The following is a 25,672-nucleotide window of genomic DNA, read 5'->3' as shown; positions in this document are numbered from 1 at the left end:
TAACACAACCTATAAATAATACGGGCTTGGCTGCTTAAGTTATAAACCCGGAATATCAACGGCCACCGCCAAATCTTTTGGATTTGGCATTAAATAAAAAAAGAAAAAGCAAAACAAAAAGGTTTGGCTAATTGCGTGGCGGAAAGCAAACGCCAGTTTGCTCCCGTACTGTTCATAGCCGAACCGTTGGCAACAAGCTAGAAAAACCATATTATTTGACCAAAAAATTCCAAAAAACAGAAAGAATACACTCTTTGGACTCTTTGCGAGCGATAATGATGCTGTTGGGGCTTGTTCTTCATTCTGCGTTGACTTACAATGTTACATTTCATGGAGAATCTTGGTCATTAAAAGACCCTGAAACCACTCACATTTTTAGTGATTCCTTAGTGTTTTTAATTCACTCGTTCCGAATGCCGATATTTTTTGTTGTGGCTGGTTTTTTTGGCGCGATGTTGTTTTATGAAAGACAGCCAATGCGAATGGTAAAAAATAGGGTTTCTAGAATTATTTTTCCTTTCGTGGTCTTTCTATTTATACTTTGGCCAATAACAATATTTGCATTCGGCTACACGGATGCAGTCTTTTCAAACCAAGGAAATCCGTTTGAAATCGCTACACAAGCATTATCACATTTTTCCGATTTTATTCCAAGAACAACATCTCATCTATGGTTCTTGTACTATCTCGCATTAATAACTAGTATAACTGTAATTCTAGGTCTTTTACTCAAAAATATACCCAAATTAACCCAAACAGCAACTAGAGTATTCAATTGGGTTATCCAAAGACCAATAACTCGAATTTTGTTTTTTTCTGGTATTATATTTCTAATATTAAACATTTTAGGGACTTCCATGGTTGATGCTTCGGTTTCCTTAATTCCCGATTTGAACACTTTCGTTTATTTTCTATTTTTCTATTTGATAGGTTGGGTTCTATACAAATCGAAACAACATTTGAAAACTTTCATGCGCTATGATTGGATTTGTACCATTTTAGCAATTGTTTTGGCAACAATCCAAGGTTTGACAATTCAAAACTCGGGACTGGCACCGAATGGAAATTCTATAATGTTGATTCTTTATAGTTCAGTCGTAGTATGTCTGTTTATGTTTGGGATTACAGGACTTTTTATCCGCTATGGCAGCAAGTATTCGGCAAGAATGCGATACATATCCGATTCTTCCTATTGGGTATATTTAATCCATTTACCAATTACCGCCATTCTTCCAGGATTTATCTCAAAATTACATTTACCAGCAGCTGTCAAGTTTATGATTGTCCTTTCGACAACTGCAATAATTTGTTTTGTGAGTTATCATTATTTTGTACGTTCTACTTTTATTGGTAAGTTTTTAAATGGTAGAAAATATCCGAGAAAAAATAATCAAGAATCTGTAAATCTAGACCAAGTAAAAACGGACAAATGAAGAAAAGCAGAACGGAAAAAGCCAGTTGCCAACAATGCCTAAACGTAATGCGGACTTCAGGGCAAAACCGAAAGGTCTGTGTATATTTATAATGTCGCTAAATCTTATGGATTTAGCTTTGGAACAAAAAAAGAAAAAGCAAAACAATAAGCTTTAGCTTCGTGGGTAGACGGAAACGAAAAGTTTCCTTGCCTCCGCACTACGCTTAGCCGAACCGTTAGCTGCAAGCTGAAAAACCGCTCAAACTTTTGAAAAATCATCTTCAAAATTTGAAATAAAATCATTAATGTACTTCTTTGATTTATCGGATTTTCGGAAAACTAATTGATGTGTCCTTTTTAATCCATTTCTACTAATTCGTTTAAAAATCAAATCATCTGAAACTTTAAATGATTTAATCGCCCATTTTGGCATACATATTATTCCCATATTGGCATTGACCATTTCCAAAGCAACCTCAGTAAGTGGAATTGCGGAAATCTTATGTGGTATTATTTTGTTCGGTTTTAAAAACCGTTCATAAACCGAGACAGTTTCTAATGGAAATGAATGAATTATTAAATGTGCGTTTACAAAATCATTTAAATCCAAAAAATCCTTTGCACTCAAAGAGTTTTCCTGATGCATAATTGCAAAAATCTCATCCTCATAAACTTCAATACTTGATAAAGTTTCGTTCTCAGGTTTTGAAGTAATTATTGCAATATCAATTTCGTTAGATAAGATTTTTGGTATTGGTTGGTGTGTAGCTTCAAGAATTAAATCAACATTAATTTCAGGATATAAAAGCCCCATTTTCTGTATAAAAGCAGAAAGACCTTGATAAAAACTATAACATTCTGTACTCACTTTGATAGTACCAGTAGAACCTGTTCGCAAGTGCTCAATATTTTGAAAACCTTTTTCAATACTTTCAAGAATTTCATTCCCTAATTTATGTAACTCAGCACCTTCATTTGTCATTTCCCATTTATTTCGAGTTCTAAGAAAAACCTTAAATCCCAACCTTTCTTCCAGTTCTCTTAATTGGTGGCTTAAAGCCGATTGCGTTAAAAACAATTTTTCGGCAGAATTAGCGATACTACCTTCCTCCACTATTGTCTTTATAAGCCTAAAATATTTGATTTCCATGCTTGACAAAATTAAAGATTTGCAATTATAAATTAGCTGAAAAAAATTCAGCTAAAAATTATAAACTCTCAGTTTGAACATTTAAAATAGCATGATATTCAGGCTAGTTTTGAGAAAAAATTTAGAAATTATGCAAAAAAAGAGTTCAACAACCGATTTACTTAATGCTGTACAAACTTATTTTGATGCTCTTCATCATTGTGATACTAAAAAGCTTAACGAGGTCTTTCACAAGAACTCTAGCCTTTTTGATGTTGATGAAGGCAAAATTTTTGTGGAACCTATCGAAAGTTTTAGCAAAGATGTCGGAGGAAGAGTTTCACCCGAGAGTAAAGGGCAAGAACCTGAAGCAGAAATTTTATTGGTTGATTGGTTATCATCCTCTTGCGCCACAGTAAAAATAAGAATTAGAGCACATAATAATGTGTTTGTTGACCATCTTGGATTTGTTAATGGAGAAGATGGATGGCAGATAGTTTCAAAGGTATGGCATTTGGAAAAGGTAATAGGTTAATATCGACATCTATAACAGGTTTTCATTTTCTGAACATTTAACAACAGGAAAGCCAGCAGGTAACAATGTATATAAAAAATAGCAGTTAAGAGTTAAACTTTAAGTTAGGTTCTTTTCTGCTAACTTTGTTTTTAATCTGAAATAAAGTGCATTTTAATCTGCTACTTTTCATATACCAACCGTTGGCAATAATTATAAACAAACAATATTTTTCCCTTACTATAACTCTTAAAGAATGAAAAACATACTACCTATATTTATTATGCTGTTTTGGGCGTCAAATTCTATACAAGCACAATCAGGCACTATAGTTGAAACTAGTTCTCAAGCTAAAAGAATTGATAGTCTGATGCAGACCAGTTATAAAGATGGAATTTTCAATGGGGTCATATTGGTAAGTCAAAATGGTAAACCTATTTACAAAAATGCATTTGGTTATGCTAATAAAGACAACAATTCAAAACTTAACAAAACTTCAGTTTTTTATTTGGCGTCAGTATCAAAACAATTTACAGCAATGGCCATTATGATCTTAAAGGAGCGGAACAAACTCTCTTACAATAATAATTTATCGATGTATTTCCCAGATTTCCCGGATTATGCGAATACTGTAACCATTAAACATTTGCTAACACATACTTCAGGTATCCCGGATCACTTTGGATTAGGAATCTATAAAAAAGGACTTACCAACAACGATGTAATAAAAGAACTAGCAAAGCAAAAGAAATTAGATTTTAAGCCAGGAAAAAAGTATAGTTATAGCAATGGAGGTTACGTTCTATTATCACAAATTGTCACAAAAGTTTCAGGTATACCTTTTAATGAATTTATGGAGACTAATATTTTTAAACCGTTAAATATGAACTCTACATTAGTATACAATGAATCTACTCCAGCCATTACTAACAGAGCAGTTGGGTACAATAAAGCAGGTGAATTAGATGATTATGAAATTTTAACGACTGGAGCTGGTGGTATATTTTCTACACTAGATGATTTACATCTTTGGGATCAAGCGTTGTATACCGAAAAGTTAATTCCAAAATCCACTTTGGAAGAGGCTTTCACAAGAACAACCTTAAATAATGGGAAATTGACCAATTATGGTTTTGGCTGGGTGATTTCTGAAAAAGAAGGGCGAAAATCAGTATATCATGCAGGCGGACTATCTGGTTATAGAACATTTATGATACGAAATCTATATAACAACAGTGGCTATATAATACTAACCAATAGTGGTGATGCCTCTAATATACAGGAAATCGTAACCTCTTTGAATAAAGTTTTAAATGGGAAATAACTACTGCCAGCAAAGCCTAAAATTCATTGCTTACGGATTTCTTAAACGCCCGCCTGCGGACGGGCAGGGAAATAGCGCGTAAAAAGCTATCTTTAGGTTCGGCTGGATTGTCCTTCGGACGAATCACAGCAACGAACCTTAGCCGAACCGTTGGCGGTAATTTAAAAAAGCCTTTGAATGTTTAATGAACTTAAAAAATATTGTGAAAAAATCGTACCAGTTTCACCTCAGGAATTGGAACTGATTGACAAATATTTTGAACGAATGACATTGAAAAAAAAGGAATATCTTCTTGAAGATGGTTCTATCTGTAATTTTCTGGGTTTTATTGCAAAGGGTTCCATTCGGCATTTTCATATAAAAAATGGCCTTGAAAAAACCTGCGACATTTCTTTTGAGAATTCTTGGGTCACAGATTTTCAAAGCTTTACAACAGAAGCACATTGCATAATGAATCTTCAGGCAATGGAAAATTCTGTTATCTATACGGTTGAAAAGAAACAATTAGGAGATTTGTATCGAGATTGCCCGAAATACGAAACATTTGGTCGATTAATGGCAGAAGGAGTTGCCAATCGAGCAACACGAATTGCAATTTCGCTTTCTTCCGACAAGCCCGAAGAACGTTATTTAAATCTCCTAAATAACCGACCCGATTTCTTTCAAAGAATACCGCAGAAACACATTGCCAACTTCCTTGGCATCAGTCCTGAAAGTTTGAGCAGGATTAGAGCGCGAATACAAAAAAAAGAAAAATCTTAACATAAGTCATCGTTTTCAGCCCCATTTCACTTGCAAATTTGTACTCAATTAAAACCAAAAGTTATGGAGTACAGATTATTAATATTTATACTAGTTGCAATGATGAACACGGTAAACGCCCAAGAGTTAGACTTAAAAAAGTTACGGGCAATTGAACAGAAACTTGATGATGTAATGGAACTTATCGATACTACGGAAATCAAAGAAAAATTGATAAAAGTAGAATATGATTTCAAAAATGAGTCAAGTGACATCAATAAAGCGCGAATCGGTATTGTTTATCATGAAGTTGCTTTGAATTTATCATTTCTATCAGAAACAGAGTATAAAGGTTATGCCAAGAAAAGTTTTGACCATTTAAGCGAACTTTTTAATTCAGAAAGTACCCCCAAGGAATTAATGCCCTTTGTAGCATCTTATAGAGCATCAGCACTATCCTTGATTGTAGCTGAAACCAAAAAGTTAAGTTTACTCGGTAAGTCTTTTGACCTATTCGAAGAAGCCGTCAAAAAATATTCAGACATAACCTACTTGCCTGAATTTTTGAGAGGTAGTGTGGCAGAGAACTTACCTTGGTTCTTTTTTAGCAAACGTAAATTTTCAAAAAAAGACTTTAGCTCCATAATCAAAAAAGCAGAACAAAATTCTGAATACGCAAACTCCAAAGTTCTTAGCTTTACTTATTGGGCTTGGGCCAATCAATATCAAGGAAAAAAATATCGCCAAAAGGCTTTACGTTATCTTGATAAAGCTATAGAGCTTGACCCAGAGTATAAAGCAGGACGGACAAAAGCAGAAGAATTAAAAAGCAAACTGCGGAAATAAAACTACCGCCAACAATACCTAAACGTAATACAGATTTGAGGTCAAAACCAAAAGGTCTGTGTATATTTATGAAGTCGCTAAATCTTTGGGATTTAGCTTTGGACAAGATAAATAAAAACTAAACCAAAAGCTTTAGCTTCGTACGCAGACGGAAACGAAAAGTTTCCTTATTACTGCATTACGCTTAGCCTAACCGTTAGGCACAACTTAACCACTTCATGAACATTGACCAAAAATTAAAAGAATTACCGTTAACCAAGTCTAATCCCAATACTTTAGAATCTCTATTTGGAAAAGGTGATATTTCACCTATGTGGGTTGCGGATATGGAATTTCAAATAGCAAAACCTATCCAAGATGCTCTAATTGCACGAATTTCTAATTCGGGGTTTGGTTATGAATACAAGCCTGAATCTTTTTTCTTAGCACAAAAGAAATGGTATGAACAAAACTATCAAGTTGATTTAAACAAAGACCACGTTTTATATAGTCCTACTATCACTACAACAATTTCGACTTTAATTGAAAATTTCACATCTGAAAGTGATGGAATAATAACACAACCCCCTGTGTTTATGGAATTCAGAGATGTGATAAGAAACACTCAGCGTAGAATAACAAAAAACCCTCTAAAATTAATTGATAAACAATATCAAATTGACTTTCAAGATTTAGAAGAAAAAGCAAAATTGGAAACCAATAAAGTTCTGATTATTTGTAACCCTCACAATCCAGTTGGTAGAGTTTGGACCAAAGAGGAATTAAACCAAGTTGTTAGTATTTGTAAAGAGAATGATATACTTCTTATTTCAGATGAAATACATAAAGACATTATCCTTTTCGAAAATCAATTTACCTCGGCCTTACAATTCATTAAAGATTATGAAAGAATAGTTGTTTGTACGTCTGAAGCCAAGACTTTTAATCTTTGTGGAATTACAGACTCAATGGTAATTATTTCGAATGAAGAACTGAGGAACTCCGTGTCGGCTACTTTTAAAAAATACAATTTAGGTAGAACAAATGCCCTCACAAGAGTTGCTCTGGAAACAGCGTATACTAGCGGAGGTATATGGTTAAAAAACATAATAAAAACGATTGAAAACAATGTCATCAGTATAGAGAAAGAGTTAGAAAATTCTAATATACATTTGATAAAACCAGAAGGGACCTACCAACTTTGGCTGGATTTTAGAGAGGTTTTTGAAGACACCAAAGAAATGTTTACCAACATAACCGAAGGTTCGGGTGTTGGGCTTAACGCTGGGCATTGGTTTGGACGAGAGGGTGCATTATTTATGCGAATGAACATAGCTACCTCTAGAGATAAGGTGTTGAATTCGATTAACAAGATAAAAAAAGCTGTGCCTAACAAAACCTATAACAAATAGGGCATAAAGAGATATATTTAAAGGCTTGTGCGTATTTGCCAAGTCTGCCAAATCTTTTGGATTTGGCAATTAAAAAAGAAAATTAATTACAAAACAAAAAGCTCTGGCTCGTAGACCAGACGGAAACGAAAAGTTTCCTTGCCTGCCCTACTTGCCATCGCCGAACCATTAACTAAAATAGATCCAAAAAAATATTTTATTAAAAAATGGACGTAAAACGGAATTTTGAACATGTTTGCGCAGATGGACTTCACTCGGTCGGAAAATTATAAATCTTATGTTTTCAGACAGGAATTTCATCATTTTCTTCATAATATCTTTTGTTAGTTTAATTTCAAATGCCCAAGAAATCGCAAAAGAACTTGATGGTAAAATAGAAAGTGAAACCATGGAGGTCTCAGATGTTCATGTAATTAACGCTAACTCAAAAAAGGCTACAATAACTAACGCTTATGGTTACTTTAGAATTTCAGTAAAGCTGAATGACACCATATGGTTTTCAGCAATTCAATATGAAAAATCCCAGTTGATTGTTACTAATGAGATTTTACAAAGTAAAATGGTTACTGTCCGTTTGAAAGAATCTTTAACTGAACTAGATGAAGTAGTAATTACACCATACAAATTATCCGGCGATATTGCTAAAGATATCCAATCATTGAAAATTGAACCTGTAGTGACATCTTCAACTTTGGGACTACCAAATGCACATGTTAAACAATTATCACTCAATGAAAGAAAGCTTTTCTTGGCAATGGAAGAGCAAGCTCTGCATAGGCTTATTGACGAAATAACTGGTCATAATAGAAGGTTGAGAAAAATGGTTTCCTTAGATGAAGTAGCAGAACAGATTGAGATTATAAAGAAGTTTTATGCCGTTTCGCTTTATAGTCAAAAACTGAAAGTACCTGAAGAAAGAATAGATGACTTCATGTATTTCTGTGCTTTCGACACGATTTTCAAGGCTACTGTTGATGGTCAGGACAAGTTGAAAATTTGGGAATTTTTGGAAGATAGGAGCAAGATTTATCGCGTCAACAACGATTTGGAGTAGTACTGTAGAAATTGAGGGATTTATTCTGTCGACTGAGACGAAGAAAACCTAGATGGACTTCCAACTCGGGCGGAGATAAAAGAAAAAACGGGATTGGAACGTGCTTACTGAAACATGTCGCCACATTAGTTAACAATACCTAAACATAATGCGGACTTTAGGGCAAAACCGAATGGTCTGTGTATATTTATGAAGTCGCTAAATCTTTGGGATTTAGCTTTGGACAAAAAAAGAAAAAGAAAAACCAAGAGCTTTAGCTTCTTGCACAGACGGAAACGAAAAGTTTCTTTGCCTCCGCACTACGCTTAGCCGAACCGTTAGCCACAAGCTGAAAAATACTGCACGCAACCAACTATAGATTAAAAACCCACTTTTCCATTTCAAAAAATAATTGATTCAAAATTTGTATTGTTAGGATTCCTTACTATATTTGTGTTGCAATAATGCGTTAATCTAAAAATATTATAAAATGAGTAAATCCATTTTCTATCACGCAGGATGTCCAGTTTGCGTAAGTGCAGAACACGATATCGTAAATTTAGTTGGAGCTGAAAATGTTGAAGTCGTAAACATTGGAGAAGACCGAAACAGAATTTCAGAAGCAGAAAAAGCAGGAGTAAACTCTGTTCCAGCTTTAGTTACACCTAATGGCAATACTTTACATATAAATTTTGGTGCTTCAATGGCAGATGTAAAAGGTTAATTTTTAAAATATATAGTTAGGATTCCTAATTTTATAGGGATCCTAACTTCTTAAAACAAATCAAAAATGAAATCAATACTATTATTACTATCAACAACGATGCTTTTATACACAACAAATTCTTGTGCTCAAGAAAGCGAATATAAAAATGACAATTTCAAAATCAATAAAGTTAGTGTAACACACAAACCCGATTTAGGAGTTACTATTTGGGAAATCACTGTAGCTGGAACAGCAGGAAAAACAACACCAACTAAAGTTGGTCAACTAGATGGTGCACCTGTTTTAGCCTATGTTTTTCCAACAAATTTAAAACCTACTGATGTTGGCTTTAATCAGACAGACGGAATTGTTGCTCTTGCTCTAACATCACATCCCGATTTTGATGACACACCACTTTGGGATGAAAATAGCGACCAAATATTTGATAACGATGGAATTATTTGGCATCCACATTGGGTAATTCTTCACGAAGATAAAAGAATTGATGGAGGGCTTTCGGTTAAACAATTTAAGAAAGCAGATGAGACAGTTGTTTTACCACCAACAAATCCAGGAATGCCAATGTATATGGATTCGCCAGGTTATCCTGTTTTAACTAAAAGCAACAAAATAAAGGTAGTCGTGCCAATTTATCGTATGAACAATAGAACAGACTTTAATTATGATGGCGTGACTGCATTTATGAAAGTAAATACAAGTAATGAAAATTTACCTATGCTCGGAGTTTACGAAGTTTTTAGTGTGGCAAGTGGAGATTTGTCGTTACCATATAAAGTAAAGAACTAATAAGATGAAAATAGCAGTTTGGGACACTTACGTAAAAAAAGAAGATGGTAATATTATGCATTTTGATATTCTCGTTCCTGAAAATATAACCAATGAGCAAACGATATTTAATTTTGGAAAAAGTTACCTTAAGACAAAATCATTTAAAACAGGGCAATTGACCTCAAATGAATGTCGCCTGTGTCATATTGAACAGGCATCAGAAGAAATAATCTCATCAATTGAAAACAAGGGCTATTTCATAATAGAAATGGAAAATTGCAATTAATTTAATTAGGAGTACTAACTTTGCCTGTCGAACAAATTTTGACAGGCTTTTTTTATGAAGGAAAGTACATTTAATCCAGAGCAACAAGAAAAAGACATTTCGAGTAAAATCGTTACAGGAATGGAACGCGTTTCGGAAGTATTTAAAATCTTGCTATGGGAAAAGGCTAAGTTGGTTGGTTTAAGTCCAATTCAAATTCAAATACTCCTATTTATAGCTTTTCACAAACGAAAATTGTGTAACGTAAGCCATCTTGCTAAAGAATTTAACGTAACTAAACCAACTGTTAGTGATGCGGTTAGAATTCTAGACAAGAAAGGATTAATTCTAAAAGATTTTTCCTCATTAGATAGTCGTAGTTATTCAATTACATTATCTCAATTAGGAACTGAAATAGTTTCTCAAACCTATGATTTCTCAAATCCATTAAAAAAACAAGTGGATAGTCTTTCTCAATCTGAATTAAAGAGTTTATTTGGTACTTTAAGTCAACTGATTTACAAACTAAATCGTAACGGAATATTGAACGTACAGCGGACTTGTTATGGATGCAAGTTTTATGAAAAACAGCAAGAATCGGATTACTGTAATTTGCTTGAAAAGGAATTATTAAATCAAGAGATTCGATTGGACTGTCCAGAGTATGAAGAAAAAATCAGTGGTTAAAAAATTATATAAAACATAGATGTTACAGGTATTTCGAGAGGTTTTCGTGTATTTTTGAAGACCGTTAGATTTTTAAATTTGGCTTTTTGAGAAATATAAGATAAAAGGAAAAATATAAAATTCGGCTCTGTGTTTTAACTGAAAAGTCAACATCTTTTTGCATGCTACGTTTTATATGCAAGACCGTTACCAACAAGCTCAAAAAAAATGAACAATTTCGCTGAGATATCTAAATTTTTCAAATCTGAATATTCATTAAATCAAGATGGATTAGCCGAACTGTTCTCGTTATTTGAAATTAATGAGCATAAGAAAGGAAGCCTATTAATTAAAGCTCAAACTAAAGAAAAACAACTTAGGTTTCTTAATAAAGGAATAGTAAGAGAATATTACTCAAATCAAGAAAAAGAAATTAATATAAACTTTTACGTTAAACCACAATTTATTTCTGATTTATTGACTTTCACTCAAAATACTTTAACTAATAAAAATCAAGAATGCATTTCTTTAGTACAGGTCTTAAGCATTGACAGAAAGCCTTTTTTTGATTTGTTAGAGAAATATCAATGTGGAAAATCCTTTGTTGAATCTTCGTTTCAAAAATTATTAAAACAAAAAGAAATGTTGGAGTTTAATCGCGTCACTAAAACTCCAGAAGAATTATATAAAGAATTATTCATTTACAAATCTGAATGGCTTCAATCTATTCCTCAATATCATATTGCTTCTTATCTAAATATAACTCCTGAAACATTAAGTCGTATTAGAAAACGTACTTCTTGATTTGAATCAATCAAAATGATTCTTCTTTATTTGACTTTTGTATAACACATAAAAAATACAAAATGCTAAATATTCATCATGTACGAAATGCTACCATGGTTCTTGAAACAGAAAATGAAGTTATTTTAATTGACCCGATGTTAGGAGATATAGGAATTATGCCTGCATTTACAATATTCAGGCATAAAGCAAGAAAAAACCCTATCGTTCCACTACCACACAACATAAATTCTATACTTGAAAAAGTAACTCATTGTTTAATAACACATCAACATCCTGACCACATAGATAGTAAGGGAATACAGTTCTTGATTAAAAATAATATTCCTGTTACTTGTAGTATAAAAGATGAAAAGGCATTAACGAAAAGAGGACTTAATATAGTTCAAACACTGAAATACTGGGAAAGACAAAATTTTTTAGGAGGTACAATTGAAGGAATACCAGCTAAACACGGTTATGGTTTTATTTCTAAATTAATGGGTAATGTAATTGGTTTTTTCATCAAACTTCCACAACAAAAATCTATCTATTTAAGCTCTGATACAATATACACAGAGTCGGTTGACAAAGTACTAAAGAATTACAAACCAGAGATTAGTGTTTTAGCTTGTGGAACGGCTCAATTTGATTTATTCAGCAAACTTATTATGGATATAAATGATATTTTAAAGTTTGTTAAAAATACATCAGGAAAAGTAATTGCTAATCATATGGAATCTATAAATCATTGTCCATTAACTCGAAAAAAACTAAGAGAAATATTGATTAAGAACAGCTTAATGGATAAAGTTCTTATTCCCGAAGATGGAGAGGTGATAGAAATAGCCAGTAGGTAACAATGTATAAAAAACTTAGGGCAGGTTAAACTTGCCAAAAGGTCTGTGTATATTTATTATGTCGCAAAATCTTTGGGATTTTGCTTTCGACCAAAAAAATTAAAACAAAACCAAGAGCTTTTGCCTAGTCCGCAGCTGGAAATCTAACGGATTTCCGCACCGCAATAATCATAGCCCAACCGTTGAAACACATTTAAATAATGAAAGTTATATTTTACATTCTTCTTTTACTTATATTCTCTGCTTGTGGAGAATCCAAGAAAAAAGACCTATCCAATAATACGGAATCAGTGACTAAGGATTTTCCTAAAGCTTCTCTTAACAATGAATGTCATTTTGAAACATACATTAAATACACTGATTCTTTGCCTCTATACGATAATGCAAATGGACAAATCATAAAATATTTTCGGTTTGAGGATAATCCAAATTACGATTTTGGAGGTGGCTTTTTATTTAAAAATTCAGAACTAGGCTGGCTCCAAATCGGTAGGGACGAAAACAACCCTGAACTAGAAAACTATTGGATTAAATCGGACTTTATTGAAGTGGGAACAAATAATTATAAAGGACAAGAAATATCACTACTTAAAGAGCCAGCAAGGGATTCTGAAATTACTGGTGTTATAATTGAAGAATCTTATCTAAATGTGCTGAATTGCAAAAATGATTGGGTTTTTGTAGAAAAAGAAGGGAATAAAGGGTGGCTTTCCCCTGAATATATTTGTACAAATTCTGAAACCAATTGTAACTAAAAAAAACCTGTTTCAACAATAGCTATAATTCATTGCTGCATTTTAACTAACTTCAATCTTATTAACCCACAAGCGGCTGTATTCCGCACGGACAATTTCCGTTGGAAATGTCCGTAACGAAATCATAGCCGAGACCGTTTGCAACCATTGAAACAAGAGAATGGAACAAAAAGTAGAAATTAAGGAATCAACTATAAAAAGAATTGGTGGCTATTTACATAGGATTGTTCCAATTGCTGATAAATCAGGAGAGATAATTAGTTATGCATTGAAACCTCTAATGCTTGAATTCAAGCCACGAGATATTATGCAAGTTATAATCGGTTCAGCTTTACTAGCAATTCCTGTATCACTAACTGAAGAAGCTTGGAATCTTGGCAAATCACTACCGATTATAAATGTTTCGATTATAGCTATAATATCGTTAATTCTGGTTTCAGTTTTTGTCTATTTCAATTTTTACAGAGTAACCTTAAAAGGATATGTTACTGATTACATAAAAAGAGTTTTGGGAACATATATTATTTCATTGATTGTTGTGGCTTTGATTCTAACAGTAATTCAAAAATGCCCTTGGGGAATAGACAATGCATTAGCTATAAAAAGAGTAATCATTGTGGCATTTCCGGCTGCAATGAGTGGTACACTAAGTGATACTATTAAATAAAGATAAAAAAGGTTGCCAACAAGGTGTATAGTGTATGCCCTTTGGGAAACGCACCAAACACTGAACGTTGTGAGCAATCAAAAACATCAAGAGTTTAAATGAAATATGTAGAAATTACTTTATTAGTATTTGCTTATACTTTGCTTATCGTTACAATATTCTTGGAAATAGTATGCTACAAAAAAGGACTTGAAAAATGGGAGACTATTGCCTTTACCTTTTCTTTATTACTTTTAATTTTGTCAATGACCTTTTCTTCTTTTTTTGACACAACATATTCCAAAAACACTACGAGCGTTTTTACTTTATTATCTATGATTTTGGTTGCCTTAACTACACCATTAAATATTATGAGGGAAAGGCAGCATAAAATACCTCCGCTATGGAAAAAACTACTTTTTGCTTGCTCTATATTATTATTCGTAACTACTAGTATTGCTTTTTTATTAAATATACTAGCTAAGGTTGAATATATTGTAATTATTTTCCTTGCCATTACTGTTCTATTTTCTATGATATTGGTTAGAACAACCAAACCCAAACAATTCATTAAACACCGAGAAAAAACGGAACGAATTTTCGCCATTGCGTTTTTAGTCATTTTACCGCTATCACTGCTTGCCAATTACGTTTTTATTAATGAGGAATACAATCTAAAAATTGGATTTACGCTCCCGCTAGTTTTTATATTTCTTGCTGGAAATAAATTTTTAGACGACCTTCAACGTTTATCACTTTTTAAACCTAGATCAGAATACAGTAATCAACTCTTAAAAAATTATGCTATTTCTAAAAGAGAAAAAGAAGTTGCTTTACTTTTGATAAAAGGAAAAACATATAAACAAATATCGGAGGAATTACATATCTCCATTCCAACAGTAAAAACGCATACAAGCACTATTTATAAAAAGTGCGGCGTTAAAAATAGAACTGAATTAGCTGCTTTATTAATTAATTAAAACTGTGTAACCATCTGATTATCAACATTCATACTTTTGTATGAAAATAGCTTTTAGAAGGGATTTCATACTTTTACCCGATTGTTACGCGCAACTCCATTAAATATTTTTGCTGAATAAATCCTAGATTATGAAGCAGAAATTGTTTGCAGCTATTTTGACATTGTGTTCTTTAAACATATTTTCCCAGAATGATTCTTTGCAAAAAGACAAAAAACGTCTTGACTTTGCCAAATCTTATTTGGAGCTAGGTGGTGTTTTTTCGCCGTCTTTTAACGGTAAAAGATTGTTGAACAATGAAGTGATTTCCTTTAGTAACGCAGCTTCAGTGAATCAAACCATTACTTGGGGAGCATTTCATTTTTGGGGTCATGCGGAATTTTATGTTTCTATCCCCATAGGGCAGGAGAATTTCAAAAAAAACGAAGAAACAGATTTCCAACTTACCAATAGTATTGTTACCGGAGCACGGTTTTTACCTTGGGCATATAGAGACGGGGCATTAAGGCCCTATATTGGCGTTGGTTGGGGTGCTACGGATTTTCAACAAAAAATAAAACCTGAAGAAAATCAGCCCGTACTTTCTAAAGATTTTATGCTTGTTCCTGAAGCCGGGCTAATCTTTGGCTACAAAGCTTTTATGCTTCGGTTGGGTGTTAGCTACCTTTATGACAATAAATGGAATTACCCTGTTTCAAGAACTGAATTTTCTGCCATTGAGACTCCAAAATTTAACTTTCAAATCGGCGTGAGGTATTCCTATGAAGACACGAAAAGTAAAGATCCTAAGGTTAATGAGCAGTGGAATAACTTTCCAATTAACTCACCTTTAGGGTATGGTTCTACCAAATTTGGCGACTTCTTTATCGCCGCCGGACCATCCAGTTCATTTTCACTAGCAAAATCTGATTACAATCAAAGTAGTCGTCCCTATTTGGATGATAAGCTGACTTCATCAAACTATTTTGATATTACCGGTGGCTACCAATTTAACCATTGGAACTTGTTCACAGCAATTTCGTTCAGAAACCCAAAATTTGAAACAGAAGGTTATGGCGCCAAACAAACTATTAAAAAAACCTCTTTTACATTTGAGATTAATAAATTCTTAACTGACTATGTTGGTTTTGCGCCTTACATTGGCTTAAATATAGCATATGATAAACTGAATTACACCGAAAGTATTGATAATGTAAACAAGAAGCTAACCTTTGAAAAAATCGAACCTGGTGTTACGCTAGGTTGGGATATTGTTCCGGGTAAAACAAACGAGGCCCTAGTTTTGAGAACCAATTTAAGATGGTTTCCGTATTCTTCATTTCAAGTTGATGGAAATAACTTTGACTTTAGCCAATTGGAATTTAATTTAATACAAGTAGTATTTTATCCTGAACGATTGAAAAAAAGAAAGAAATAAAGACAGCGCAAAACACGGTTTAAAAGTAATCGAAATATTATTAAATTCAGGGAGTTTAGTCAGCTTCAATTTTCTTGTAACATGATAGTAGAGAGCCACGGAGCAGGCTACTGGTCTTATACTAGTTGTTATCTTCAATAGCTCGAAAAATTTGTTTTATTAGCTATTCCTTTAACTTTTTTATCAATTCCTCAACCTTATTTATTCTTGGACTAATTTTATTTCTTACAATTCTTTTGCTTTTGTAATATGAATAGATTAAGATTCCCACCAAACCAAAAAATGATATAACTCCTACGTATCGGGCTAAAGGTTTATCCCAAATACCAGTAAAAAAGAAAGCATATATCGGTAAAATAGTCAAAACACGCCAATTCAAGGAAGTTTCAAAAAATCGCTTTTGGGCAAGAAGATAGGTTTTAGTTTTTTCTAAATATTGTAAGTAATTCTCTTCTAGTTCGTTCGGTTTGAATTTCTTAACACTTTTCCCTCGCCTTCCTATATATATTGCCCAAACCATTATTAGTACTGACGAAATTTTCATGGAAGTATAGGGCACCCAAATAATACCAGGAATAAACCCCAAAACAGTTACCCATCCAGAAATAACATTTACACGTTCCATATTCTTCCACCAAATTTGGAAACGTTCTAAACTTGAATCTAACTCCAACATCAATTTAGATTTCTCAAATTTTACTCGTTCTGGATTACTAGATGATTGCCAAATTTTAATTAGTTCATCTTCTATCATAATCTTTTATTTATACAATTCAACAACTTTGACTTGATTCGCTTGATTTTTACAGCTATGTGGTTTTCAGATAATCCTAGTATACTTGAAATTTCTTTGTAAGCTATACCCTCCAAGTAAAGTGCAACTATAGCCTTATCTGCTTCATTCAGTTGTTTCACACATTTTCTCAAACTATTGAGTTTTTCATTTTCCACCTCGCTATTTTCTTTATAACCGAAATTGGCAATAGTAATACTATCTATTCTTATGAAACGATTTTGATTCTTAGTATGCTTAGATTTAAAACGTAGACAAACATTCAAGGCAACTCTAAACATCCAAGTTCCCATACTAGAATTAGCTTTAAATGTGCTCATGGACCTCCAAATATGAACCAAAACTTCTTGAAAAAGATCCTTAGCATCTTCATCATCTTTAGAATAAATCGAGCAAATTCTAAATAGCTTTTCCTGATTTAATTCTAGAGCTTTTAGAAATATGGTTTCCTGTTCTTTTTTCATTGATAAATCTTCTCTCTACTATTTTAGTTACCAAAATCTTTTAAATATGACACTTTATTGCTGAAAACTTATATTAAAGCAAACAAAGGACCTTCTTCTCCAACAGAATTAGCAAGTTTCGCAGATGGGCTTCACTGAAACGCAACTGTTGAATAAATGGACTTTACTAGACGGAGAAGAAATGAAAACGCAATGTTCCGTGCTTACCCGTGCGTGTTGCTACAGAAGATAACAATACCTAAACGTAATGCGTACTCTTGGGCTAAATCGAAAAGTCTGTGTATTTTTATAAAGTCGCTAAATCTTATGGATTTAGCTTTAGAATAGAAAAAATAAATCAAAACAATAAGCTTTAGCTTCGTGCACAGACGGAAACGAAAAGTTTCCTTGCCTCCGCACAACGATTAGCCCAACTTTTAGCAGCCATTACCAACAAATGATTTATAGAATAACATTAATTCTTCTTTTTATCCTTTTATCATCCTGTGATACAACCAAATATTTGATGATTGACAATCGACAATATGAAGTTGTTACTGGACCAGGGCTCATATTTATTAATGAAAATCTATATGCCGACGAAACAGAAACGACCAATGTAATGTATCTAGAATTTATAGATTGGACTGAAGAAATATTTGGAAAAAACTCTATTGAATTTGAACAAATACAGTTGGATAAATCGATTTGGGATAACACTGAATTTTCGGGTAAATTAAATGAACAATATTTTACTCAACCACATTTTGCTGAGTATCCTGTTGTTGGAATTTCTCTTAAACAGGCAGAATTATTTAGTAAATGGAGAACTGATAGGGTAGCTGAAATATTACTAATTAGAAAAGGGCTGATTAAACCCGAATTCACATATTCGAAGGACAATTATTTTACAATAGAAAAATATACAAACGGTAATTACGACTGGATAATATCCAAAGAAAATATATTAGTACCTGAATACATTCTACCTAACAAAAATGAATGGGAATTAATCGCTGGTAAGGGTTCAAATCTTCCTAAAGGAATTGATTCTAATTTGACAGAAAACAAAAAACATTAAAGAAGTACAATTACTTATATAATACCGCAGAATTCCATTCGAATACCAAAATGAAAATTAAGAAAAGTAGATGTGGAATTGCAACATGCGAAGTAATGGCTTTGGGAGCAAACATTTATGGATTATATGGAATTCACGGAAATGTTTCCGAACTGACCTCCAAAAATGGAATTTCTAAAGGAGGAAATTGGAAAACGAGGTTCGCCGATAACCAAATTGAAAAGGATTTACCATTTGACTCCATAAATGCCTGGACAGGCTTTAGAAATATTGCTCGACAACGATTATTGAAGGTAAAATAACAGTTGCTAACAATACCTAAACGTAATGCAGGCTTTAAGGCAAAACCGAAAGGTCTGCTTATATTTATAATGTCGCTAAATCTTAAGGATTTAGATATAGACAAGAAACAAACCGGCATATGAAAAGACGTGAATTTTTAAAAAGCTCAACTGCTTTTGCTGCACTACTTTCTACCCCCATTTCATATTCGCATGGATTATTTACTGGTAATTTACCTTCTGATATAACTGATTTAAGCGCTTCAGACCTTTCCGTAGCTATAGGGGCAAAGCAAATCAGTTGCTTTGAAGTAATGCAGGCCTACCTCAGCCGAATCGAGCGTTACAATCCTGTTTACAATGCCATTGTGAGCATGGTCGACCATGATGAATTGCTAAAACAAGCAAAAAAAGCAGATGAGGCTTTAAGTAAAGGTGAATATTGGGGATGGATGCATGGTATGCCCCATGCCATTAAAGATCTGGCGCCTGTGAAAGGACTTCCTTTCACCAGTGGCTCGCCTATGTTTGCCAATAGAATCGCTGAAGAAGATGGTTCATTAGTTACCAAAATTCGAAATCAAGGTGCAATTTTTATAGGAAAAACCAATACCCCTGAATTTGGATTGGGGTCACAATGTTACAATCCCGTATTCGGAGCCACAGGTAGCGCCTACAACCCTAAATTGACCTCTGGGGGAAGTAGCGGAGGAGCAGCCTGCGGACTGGGTACACATATGTTACCCGCTGCAGATGGGGGCGATATGATGGGTTCGTTGCGAAACCCGGGGGCATTTAATAATGTAATTGGTTTTCGACCAAGCACTACTGTGGTCATGGAAGAAGGTGACGCCAAAGACCGTCTGCTTTGGACTTCAGGACCGATGGGGCGTGATACCAGAGATACCATACGACTATTACAAACCATGGCGATAGACCCTGTTTTTGATAACCTAAATGCTCTTGACCTTACTAAAATCAAGATGGGTTGGATGGGCAATCTCGATAATTATCTGGCCATGGAACCGGGAATAGTCGAACTCTGCGAGTCTAGTTTGACCAAAGTTTCAGATGCAGGTGCCAAGATTGACTCGATAAAGCCAAACTTTATACTATCGGACTTATGGCAAAGCTGGATAACCCTGCGCCATTCTGGTCGTACCAGCATGATGGAGTATTATGTAAACCCTGTACATAGGAAACTACTAAAACCGGAATTGATTTGGGAAATTGAGCAAAGTCTTGTTTTAAGTGAAGCGGATATTTCGAATGCCAAAAGAATACGAAAAGATTGGAATAACACATTAGATAGCCTGTTCGAAAAATATGATTTCTTAGTATTGCCCACAGCTCAAGTATTTCCATATTCCAAAGAAATTCATTGGCCAAAAGAAATCAATGGAAGGGCCATGGACACATACCATCGCTGGATGGAAGTTGTTATCCTGGGTAGTCTTGGTGGTATTCCGGTAGTAAATGTTCCCGTTGGTTTCGACGTAAAAGGTCGACCCATGGGCATGCAGATAATGGGTAAATTCGGTGATGATAAAAGAGTATTGGAATTTGCTTTGGCTTATGAAAGAATCACAAATCATCTAAATAGACGTCCCAAGCTGATAGCTTCAAGCAAATAACTAACGGTCTAAAATCTCTTGTATGTCAGGCTTGAAGTAATTGGGTCCTTTAAGCACCTTTCCATCCTCACGGTAAATAGGTTTTCCATCGGCTCCCAGTTTGCTCATATTACTTCTTTGGATTTCCTCAAACACTTCCTCGATTTTATGCTGCATGCCGTGTTCGATAATTGTTCCGCATAAAATGTATAGCATATCCCCTAATGCATCTGCTACCTCTACCATGTCATTAGCTTGGGCGGCTTCAAAATATTCTTTGTTCTCCTCATCCATTAAATTAAACCGTAACCGATTTTTATTCTCCCCGAGGTCAGCTTTCATGGTTTCGGAATATCCTAGTCCAAATGAAGTATGAAATTCTTTTACTGCATTAATCTTGTCTTGCATTGCTATTGGTTTTTGAGTTAGCTTTGCGTAAAAATATAAAATATGTTCAGCTCCGGACAATTAATTTTCGCGGCTTTTTTTGTTATCGTTTTTGCAGTAATAATTGTATTTACCTACCAAAAAGACAAAAAATTACACCTGAGTAATTACAAAGGTGTTAAATGGGTTGCACTTACTTTCCTAATATTTATACTACTTCTCTTTATTATTAAGTATTTGCTTAAAAATTAACGTTTTTCTTAAGCATACGATAAAACTTACATTTTTGAAGACTATTTCATCTTTTTGAACGTATTATATACCAAACAACGTAATTTTGCGTTATTCATCCATAAGGGGCAACAAATGACAACTTTTTTTACAATTCTTTTTATCATGATTGGAGTTAACGCCGTTATGATGTTTTTCAGCCTAAGTGGTACAAATCAAAAGGCGAAGAAACCATCTAATGGAATTTCCAAGACTTCTATCTCGGAAATCAACCCAATTGATTTAATTTCTTCGAAGTATAAGAAAGCAGTTTAGTTTTATACCTTTAGGGTATGAAGCAATTGTTACTTGTATTTTTTGGTGGAGGCATTGGAAGTATACTGCGCTTTCTCATCTCCAAAAACTTCAACAACTATTTTCAACATTTTTTTCTAGGCACCTTTCTTGTAAATATTATAGGTTGCTTATTAATTGGTATCATTCTAGGTTTCTCATTAAAGAGCGATTACCTCACTCAAAATCAGACTTTATTATTATCTACTGGCTTTTGCGGAGGCTTTACCACATTTTCAACTTTCGCTTTCGAAAAACACTCTTTATTAAAGGCTGGTGAAATAATGCACTTTTCTATCTACACAATCACTAGCATTGTTATCGGCGTTATTGCCATTGCTATTGGCCTTTGGGTGTCGAAAATGTTATAGATTTAACATTCTTCACCACTTTTCTCTTTTTTATAAGAATACACCTGTTGCGGTGTTTTTTTAAACAATTCGCAAAAAATTTATCCAATAAGTCCATTTAATTCAAAAAATATCAATTTTTGAAAAATCTGAATCCCTAAATAATCAATTTTATATATCAAATTATGTAGAACCCTCAAATTTATAGGGTATAATTTTCAATTTAAATAAAAATGAATAACATACCCCCTAATATTTTAGGGTGTTAATTTTTTTAACATACATTTGGCACTTCAATTAATACCGTTAGAATCATTATGAAACAAATCGAAGCAATTATCAGAAAATCAAAATTCGATGAAGTGAAGAAAGCTTTGCATAGCATCGAGGTTAATTTCTTCAGTTACTGGGATGTAACTGGAGTAGGAAATGAAAAGCAAGGGCATGTCTATCGCGGCATCTCTTATAGTACAACCGATATTCAAAGACGCTACCTATCTATTGTAGTATCTGATGAGTTTTTAGAGAGAACAGTAAACTGTATTCTAGAATCGGCCTATACCGGAAATGTAGGCGACGGTAAAATTTTCGTCTCAGAAGTCAAAGAAGCCTACAGAATACGAACCAAGGAAAGCGGACACGCAGGAATCAACTAAAAACAACCCACTAAACTTTTAAGAAAATGGACGCAGGATTATTTACAGCAAACAACGTATGGATGATGGTGGCTACCGCCCTAGTATTCTTCATGCACACCGGATTTGCATTTTTAGAAATAGGATTAACAAGATCAAAAAATACCATCAATATATTATTTAAAAATATTTTTATCATTACCGTAGGGTTACTACTCTACTATGCATGGGGCTTTAATATGATGTACCCCGGCTTCGAAGATGGATCTTCAGGAATATTCGGTTTTGCCGGATTCGGAATAGGCGCTCCTGAAAATGGAATGACTCCAGGCTACGCTGATGGTGGCTACACTTGGTGGACCGACTTCTTGTTTCAAGGCATGTTCGCAGCAACTGCGGCCACAATTGTTTCAGGTGCTGTTGCGGAGCGTATGAAAATTGGGGCATTCATGATTTTCACGGTACTTTACGTAGGTTTAGTTTATCCTATTGTTGGTGCATGGAAATGGGGTGGAGGTTTCTTAGATTCATGGGGATTCTATGATTTCGCAGGTTCTACTTTAGTTCACTCTGTTGGGGGTTGGGCTGCTTTGGTAGCTATCTATTTATTAGGTTCTAGAATTGGTAAATTCGGAGAAGACGGCAAACCAAAAGCGATACCGGGTCATAGCATTCCTTTGGCTACTGCTGGTGTATTGATTCTATGGCTAGGCTGGTTCGGATTTAACGGCGGCTCTGTATTATCTGCGGATCCCGAATTGACTTCTTTGGTACTGGTTACAACAAGTTTATCTGCTGCTGCGGGGGGAATAGCCGCAATGGTACTTTCTTATATACTTTATAAGAATCTTGATCTTACCATGTTCTTAAACGGAATTTTAGGTGGCTTGGTAGGAATCACGGCAGGTGCCGATCAAATGTCACCTGACAATGCAATTGTTATCGGTTTACTTTCAGGAATCATAATTGTTTTGGGAGTAGCATTGGTAGATAAATTAAAACTCGATGACCCTGTTGGTGCTGTTGCTGTTCACTTGATTTGTGGTATCTGGGGTACTTTAGCGGTAGGTATCTTTGGTAAAATGGCAAGCGGAGCTCAATTTATGACCCAGTTGTACGGTGTTTTAATTATCGGTGCTTTTTGCATAGTTACTTCAGGAATTATCATAGGAGCTTTAAAAGCCATCACGGGGATTCGAGTTTCTAAAGAAGAAGAAATTGAAGGTCTTGATCTTCACGAACACGGTATGGATGCATACCCAGACTTTATGAATGACTAATTAAAATAAAGGTAAACGGAGCGTTTTGCAGAACGCTCCGTTTTGTAACCTTTTCACAATCAACATCAAATCTTTTAAATCCCACCGGGATATTCAAAATCTAAATTTATGAACATGATTACAAAAACAAATTTCGTAAAAAATATATTCATCGCGGCATTTATGCTTTTTGCAACTGTTAACTCTTTTGCTCAAGATGAAGAAGTTGCTGAAGAATCAAAGCCAAAATTAAGCTTCAGCGGCAGTGTAGATGGGTATTACAGAACAGCCTTTGTTGATGCTGAAAGTGGTGCCTCTCAAGATCCAGGTACTGCATTTGCGAATCAAACCGGTTTTGCTCTTGGAATGGGCAACTTAATTGCTAGCTATGACGGCGGTAAGGTCGGCGCTGTACTTGACTTAGTTGTAGGGCCAAGAGGTGCTGGTGCAACTTTTAGTAACGATATCGTTGATGGCATCGTAAATCAAGCTTACGTATACTGGAACGTGTCTGAGGGTACTACCCTAACAATGGGTCGTTTCAATACATTCTTAGGGTATGAAGTAATCGCTCCTCAGGCAAACTTCAATTACAGTACTTCTTATTTATTCTCCAATGGACCTTTCTCACATATGGGTCTTAAAGCTGATTTTACCCTATCTGATGATTGGAGTTTAATGGTTGGCGTAATGAATCCATGGGATACCAATGATGTAACTTCTACCGGTGAAATTTCCCTTGGTGCTCAATTAGGTTTCTATGGTCAATATTTAAACTTCTACTATGATAGTGGTAAGAACGGTGGTCTAGGTACTGAGATTGATTATACAGGTGGTTTCGATTTATCTGATTCTTTTTTCTTCGGAATTAACGCGGCCTATAACACAAATTCAAATGCATTATTTGAACAAGAAGATGGATCATTTCTAGAAGGTACTAGTGGTTTTTATGGAGTAGCTTTATATCCCCAAATAGCCACTTCCGATTCTTTTTCCATTGGTCTAAGAGGTGAATATTTTGCTACCACCGCTGACATTGATGGTTTAGGCGATATTGATGATGTATCAGTTACAGCTTTCACGCTTACTGGTAGCTATTCAGTTGATAACTTAATCTTAAAGCCAGAAATTAGACTAGATAACCTAACTGATGGTTTTGTTGATAGTGATGGTGCTGCTTCTGATAGTTTATCTTCTTTTGCCTTGGCAGCAATTTACTCTTTCTAAAATGAATTAAGTTGGTTGAGTTATATTTTTAAATTTAGAAAAACCCTGATAAAACTGTCAGGGTTTTTTATTTGTATTCATCTCTAAAATCCTTTACTCCAGCCATAACTTTGGTTTCAAGATGATTTACCGAAGGAACTATAGGGCAAGAGTACTTTTTATTATAAGCGCAATAGGGATTGTAGGCACGATTAAAATCTATTATAATCGTATCCCCTTCCGGAATTCTCAAGTCAATATATCGTCCTCCCCCATAGGTCTCTTCTTCATTGGTCATATCCGTAAAGGGCAGAAAGAGATAGTCTACGTATTCCGCATCCAACATAAGTTCCTTATTTTGATATATTTCCAGTTGCCTAGCATCTCCGTTTAAAGTAAAATGGGCAATTCCGTAGACCACTTCTTCTGATTTTTCGCCAGTTGTGGTTGGCATCATAAAAGGAATAGCATCTGGGGTACGTAGCAATCTCGCCTCAATGACGTAGGACGTATCCGGAAGAAAAAAATCTAATGATTCGAAGTTTTTTCTAAGCCTGTCAGGCAATGGGGAAGTTTCAGGGTTTTTAAACGATTCATTCAACTCCCTTTGAAAATTTAGAATATCAGCGGTAGCATCAGTCTGAATTAGTGCCATTTCTTTTTCAGCAACATCATGATACTTCTTCTTTTGCTTACAGGCCATCAACAAGAAAAATCCTAAAAAAAGAAAGAACAAAACCTTAGATTTCATAGTTAAATTTTAAGTAAAAATACAATTTAAAGTATTTCCCACTTCTTGGT

At 34.4% G+C, this 25,672-nt stretch carries 30 protein-coding genes; 25 read left to right on the top strand and 5 right to left on the bottom strand.

Annotated elements, in window-relative coordinates:
- The first annotated feature begins 215 nt into the window (after positions 1–215).
- Positions 216–1,433, top strand: a complete 1,218-nt coding sequence (locus FEE95_RS19160) for an acyltransferase family protein (protein WP_238474617.1) — start codon at positions 216–218, stop codon at positions 1,431–1,433.
- A 240-nt stretch (positions 1,434–1,673) separates the two neighbouring features.
- On the opposite strand, the gene FEE95_RS19155 is transcribed toward FEE95_RS19160, so the two are convergent.
- A complete protein-coding gene (locus FEE95_RS19155) occupies positions 1,674–2,564 on the bottom strand; it encodes a LysR family transcriptional regulator (protein ID WP_138659647.1) in 891 nt (296 codons plus the stop codon).
- A 130-nt stretch (positions 2,565–2,694) separates the two neighbouring features.
- Here FEE95_RS19155 and FEE95_RS19150 point away from each other — a divergent pair, with 130 nt between their 5' ends.
- The 16 genes from FEE95_RS19150 (at position 2,695) to FEE95_RS19075 (ending at position 16,259) form a co-directional block, all read left to right on the top strand.
- Positions 2,695–3,078, top strand: coding sequence for a nuclear transport factor 2 family protein (locus FEE95_RS19150; protein ID WP_138659646.1), 384 nt, complete (start codon positions 2,695–2,697; stop codon positions 3,076–3,078).
- A gap of 235 nt (positions 3,079–3,313) precedes the next feature.
- Positions 3,314–4,381 (top strand): serine hydrolase domain-containing protein, encoded by a 1,068-nt coding sequence (locus tag FEE95_RS19145; protein ID WP_138659645.1) that lies wholly within the window; start codon positions 3,314–3,316, stop codon positions 4,379–4,381.
- Positions 4,382–4,558: 177 nt separating this feature from the next.
- The gene (locus FEE95_RS19140; RefSeq protein ID WP_138659644.1) at positions 4,559–5,143 is read left to right on the top strand and encodes a Crp/Fnr family transcriptional regulator; all 585 of its coding nucleotides are present in this window, start codon (positions 4,559–4,561) and stop codon (positions 5,141–5,143) included.
- A 63-nt stretch (positions 5,144–5,206) separates the two neighbouring features.
- Positions 5,207–5,968, top strand: a complete 762-nt coding sequence (locus FEE95_RS19135; RefSeq protein WP_238474616.1) for a hypothetical protein — start codon at positions 5,207–5,209, stop codon at positions 5,966–5,968.
- 218 nt (positions 5,969–6,186) lie between these two features.
- Positions 6,187–7,359 (top strand): MalY/PatB family protein, encoded by a 1,173-nt coding sequence (locus FEE95_RS19130; protein ID WP_138659643.1) that lies wholly within the window; start codon positions 6,187–6,189, stop codon positions 7,357–7,359.
- A 277-nt stretch (positions 7,360–7,636) separates the two neighbouring features.
- Positions 7,637–8,413, top strand: a complete 777-nt coding sequence (locus FEE95_RS19125) for a carboxypeptidase-like regulatory domain-containing protein (protein ID WP_138659642.1) — start codon at positions 7,637–7,639, stop codon at positions 8,411–8,413.
- 469 nt (positions 8,414–8,882) lie between these two features.
- Complete coding sequence (locus FEE95_RS19120) at positions 8,883–9,116, top strand: thioredoxin family protein (RefSeq protein WP_138659641.1); 234 nt, start codon at positions 8,883–8,885, stop codon at positions 9,114–9,116.
- Between the two features lie 66 nt (positions 9,117–9,182).
- Positions 9,183–9,905, top strand: coding sequence for a hypothetical protein (locus tag FEE95_RS19115; RefSeq protein WP_138659640.1), 723 nt, complete (start codon positions 9,183–9,185; stop codon positions 9,903–9,905).
- 4 nt (positions 9,906–9,909) lie between these two features.
- On the top strand, positions 9,910–10,173 hold the full coding sequence (locus tag FEE95_RS19110; protein WP_138659639.1) for a DUF2024 family protein: 264 nt from the start codon (positions 9,910–9,912) through the stop codon (positions 10,171–10,173).
- Between the two features lie 54 nt (positions 10,174–10,227).
- Positions 10,228–10,839, top strand: a complete 612-nt coding sequence (locus FEE95_RS19105) for a MarR family winged helix-turn-helix transcriptional regulator (protein ID WP_138659638.1) — start codon at positions 10,228–10,230, stop codon at positions 10,837–10,839.
- Positions 10,840–11,046: 207 nt separating this feature from the next.
- A complete protein-coding gene (locus FEE95_RS19100; protein WP_138659637.1) occupies positions 11,047–11,622 on the top strand; it encodes a Crp/Fnr family transcriptional regulator in 576 nt (191 codons plus the stop codon).
- 62 nt (positions 11,623–11,684) lie between these two features.
- A complete protein-coding gene (locus FEE95_RS19095) occupies positions 11,685–12,461 on the top strand; it encodes an MBL fold metallo-hydrolase (RefSeq protein ID WP_138659636.1) in 777 nt (258 codons plus the stop codon).
- 200 nt (positions 12,462–12,661) lie between these two features.
- Positions 12,662–13,216, top strand: a complete 555-nt coding sequence (locus FEE95_RS19090) for an SH3 domain-containing protein (RefSeq protein ID WP_138659635.1) — start codon at positions 12,662–12,664, stop codon at positions 13,214–13,216.
- Positions 13,217–13,376: 160 nt separating this feature from the next.
- The gene (locus tag FEE95_RS19085) at positions 13,377–13,883 is read left to right on the top strand and encodes a DUF2391 family protein (protein WP_138659634.1); all 507 of its coding nucleotides are present in this window, start codon (positions 13,377–13,379) and stop codon (positions 13,881–13,883) included.
- 98 nt (positions 13,884–13,981) lie between these two features.
- Positions 13,982–14,842, top strand: a complete 861-nt coding sequence (locus FEE95_RS19080) for a response regulator transcription factor (RefSeq protein ID WP_138659633.1) — start codon at positions 13,982–13,984, stop codon at positions 14,840–14,842.
- Between the two features lie 130 nt (positions 14,843–14,972).
- Positions 14,973–16,259 (top strand): hypothetical protein, encoded by a 1,287-nt coding sequence (locus tag FEE95_RS19075; protein WP_138659632.1) that lies wholly within the window; start codon positions 14,973–14,975, stop codon positions 16,257–16,259.
- Positions 16,260–16,422: 163 nt separating this feature from the next.
- Here the strand turns inward: FEE95_RS19075 and FEE95_RS19070 are convergent, their stop codons facing one another.
- Together FEE95_RS19070 and FEE95_RS19065 are read right to left on the bottom strand one after the other, a co-directional pair.
- Positions 16,423–17,013 (bottom strand): hypothetical protein, encoded by a 591-nt coding sequence (locus FEE95_RS19070; protein WP_138659631.1) that lies wholly within the window; start codon positions 17,011–17,013, stop codon positions 16,423–16,425.
- Positions 17,010–17,516, bottom strand: coding sequence for an RNA polymerase sigma factor (locus tag FEE95_RS19065; RefSeq protein ID WP_138659630.1), 507 nt, complete (start codon positions 17,514–17,516; stop codon positions 17,010–17,012). Before FEE95_RS19065 ends, FEE95_RS19070 begins: the two co-directional genes overlap by 4 nt.
- Positions 17,517–18,021: 505 nt before the next feature.
- On the opposite strand from FEE95_RS19065, the gene FEE95_RS19060 reads away from it, so the two are divergent.
- The 3 genes from FEE95_RS19060 to FEE95_RS19050 all read left to right on the top strand — a co-directional run bounded on the left by FEE95_RS19060 (position 18,022) and on the right by FEE95_RS19050 (position 20,491).
- Positions 18,022–18,576: an SUMF1/EgtB/PvdO family nonheme iron enzyme gene (locus FEE95_RS19060; protein ID WP_171037090.1), complete on the top strand. Its 555-nt coding sequence runs from the start codon at positions 18,022–18,024 to the stop codon at positions 18,574–18,576.
- A 50-nt stretch (positions 18,577–18,626) separates the two neighbouring features.
- Positions 18,627–18,878, top strand: a complete 252-nt coding sequence (locus FEE95_RS19055) for a formylglycine-generating enzyme family protein (RefSeq protein ID WP_138659628.1) — start codon at positions 18,627–18,629, stop codon at positions 18,876–18,878.
- A 119-nt stretch (positions 18,879–18,997) separates the two neighbouring features.
- Positions 18,998–20,491, top strand: coding sequence for an amidase (locus FEE95_RS19050; protein ID WP_138659627.1), 1,494 nt, complete (start codon positions 18,998–19,000; stop codon positions 20,489–20,491).
- On the opposite strand, the gene FEE95_RS19045 is transcribed toward FEE95_RS19050, so the two are convergent.
- On the bottom strand, positions 20,492–20,878 hold the full coding sequence (locus FEE95_RS19045; RefSeq protein WP_138659626.1) for a pyrophosphohydrolase domain-containing protein: 387 nt from the start codon (positions 20,876–20,878) through the stop codon (positions 20,492–20,494).
- A gap of 375 nt (positions 20,879–21,253) precedes the next feature.
- Here FEE95_RS19045 and FEE95_RS22185 point away from each other — a divergent pair, with 375 nt between their 5' ends.
- The 5 genes from FEE95_RS22185 (at position 21,254) to FEE95_RS19020 (ending at position 24,892) form a co-directional block, all read left to right on the top strand.
- The gene (locus FEE95_RS22185) at positions 21,254–21,403 is read left to right on the top strand and encodes a hypothetical protein (RefSeq protein ID WP_171037089.1); all 150 of its coding nucleotides are present in this window, start codon (positions 21,254–21,256) and stop codon (positions 21,401–21,403) included.
- A gap of 17 nt (positions 21,404–21,420) precedes the next feature.
- Entirely contained in the window at positions 21,421–21,792 is a 372-nt protein-coding gene (gene crcB / locus FEE95_RS19035) for a fluoride efflux transporter CrcB (protein ID WP_138659624.1), read from the top strand.
- 296 nt (positions 21,793–22,088) lie between these two features.
- On the top strand, positions 22,089–22,427 hold the full coding sequence (locus FEE95_RS19030; RefSeq protein ID WP_138659623.1) for a P-II family nitrogen regulator: 339 nt from the start codon (positions 22,089–22,091) through the stop codon (positions 22,425–22,427).
- 26 nt (positions 22,428–22,453) lie between these two features.
- Positions 22,454–23,686, top strand: a complete 1,233-nt coding sequence (locus FEE95_RS19025; protein ID WP_138659622.1) for an ammonium transporter — start codon at positions 22,454–22,456, stop codon at positions 23,684–23,686.
- A 108-nt stretch (positions 23,687–23,794) separates the two neighbouring features.
- On the top strand, positions 23,795–24,892 hold the full coding sequence (locus FEE95_RS19020; RefSeq protein ID WP_138659621.1) for an outer membrane beta-barrel protein: 1,098 nt from the start codon (positions 23,795–23,797) through the stop codon (positions 24,890–24,892).
- 67 nt (positions 24,893–24,959) lie between these two features.
- On the opposite strand, the gene FEE95_RS19015 is transcribed toward FEE95_RS19020, so the two are convergent.
- Positions 24,960–25,622, bottom strand: a complete 663-nt coding sequence (locus tag FEE95_RS19015; protein WP_138659620.1) for a DUF1684 domain-containing protein — start codon at positions 25,620–25,622, stop codon at positions 24,960–24,962.
- Positions 25,623–25,672 lie beyond the last annotated feature (50 nt).

This window comes from Maribacter algarum (ex Zhang et al. 2020) (genome assembly GCF_005885635.1).
Lineage (GTDB): Bacteria > Bacteroidota > Bacteroidia > Flavobacteriales > Flavobacteriaceae > Maribacter_C > Maribacter_C algarum.
Note: the sequence above shows the minus strand (reverse complement) of the source record. Positions and strands in the feature narration are given on the sequence as shown.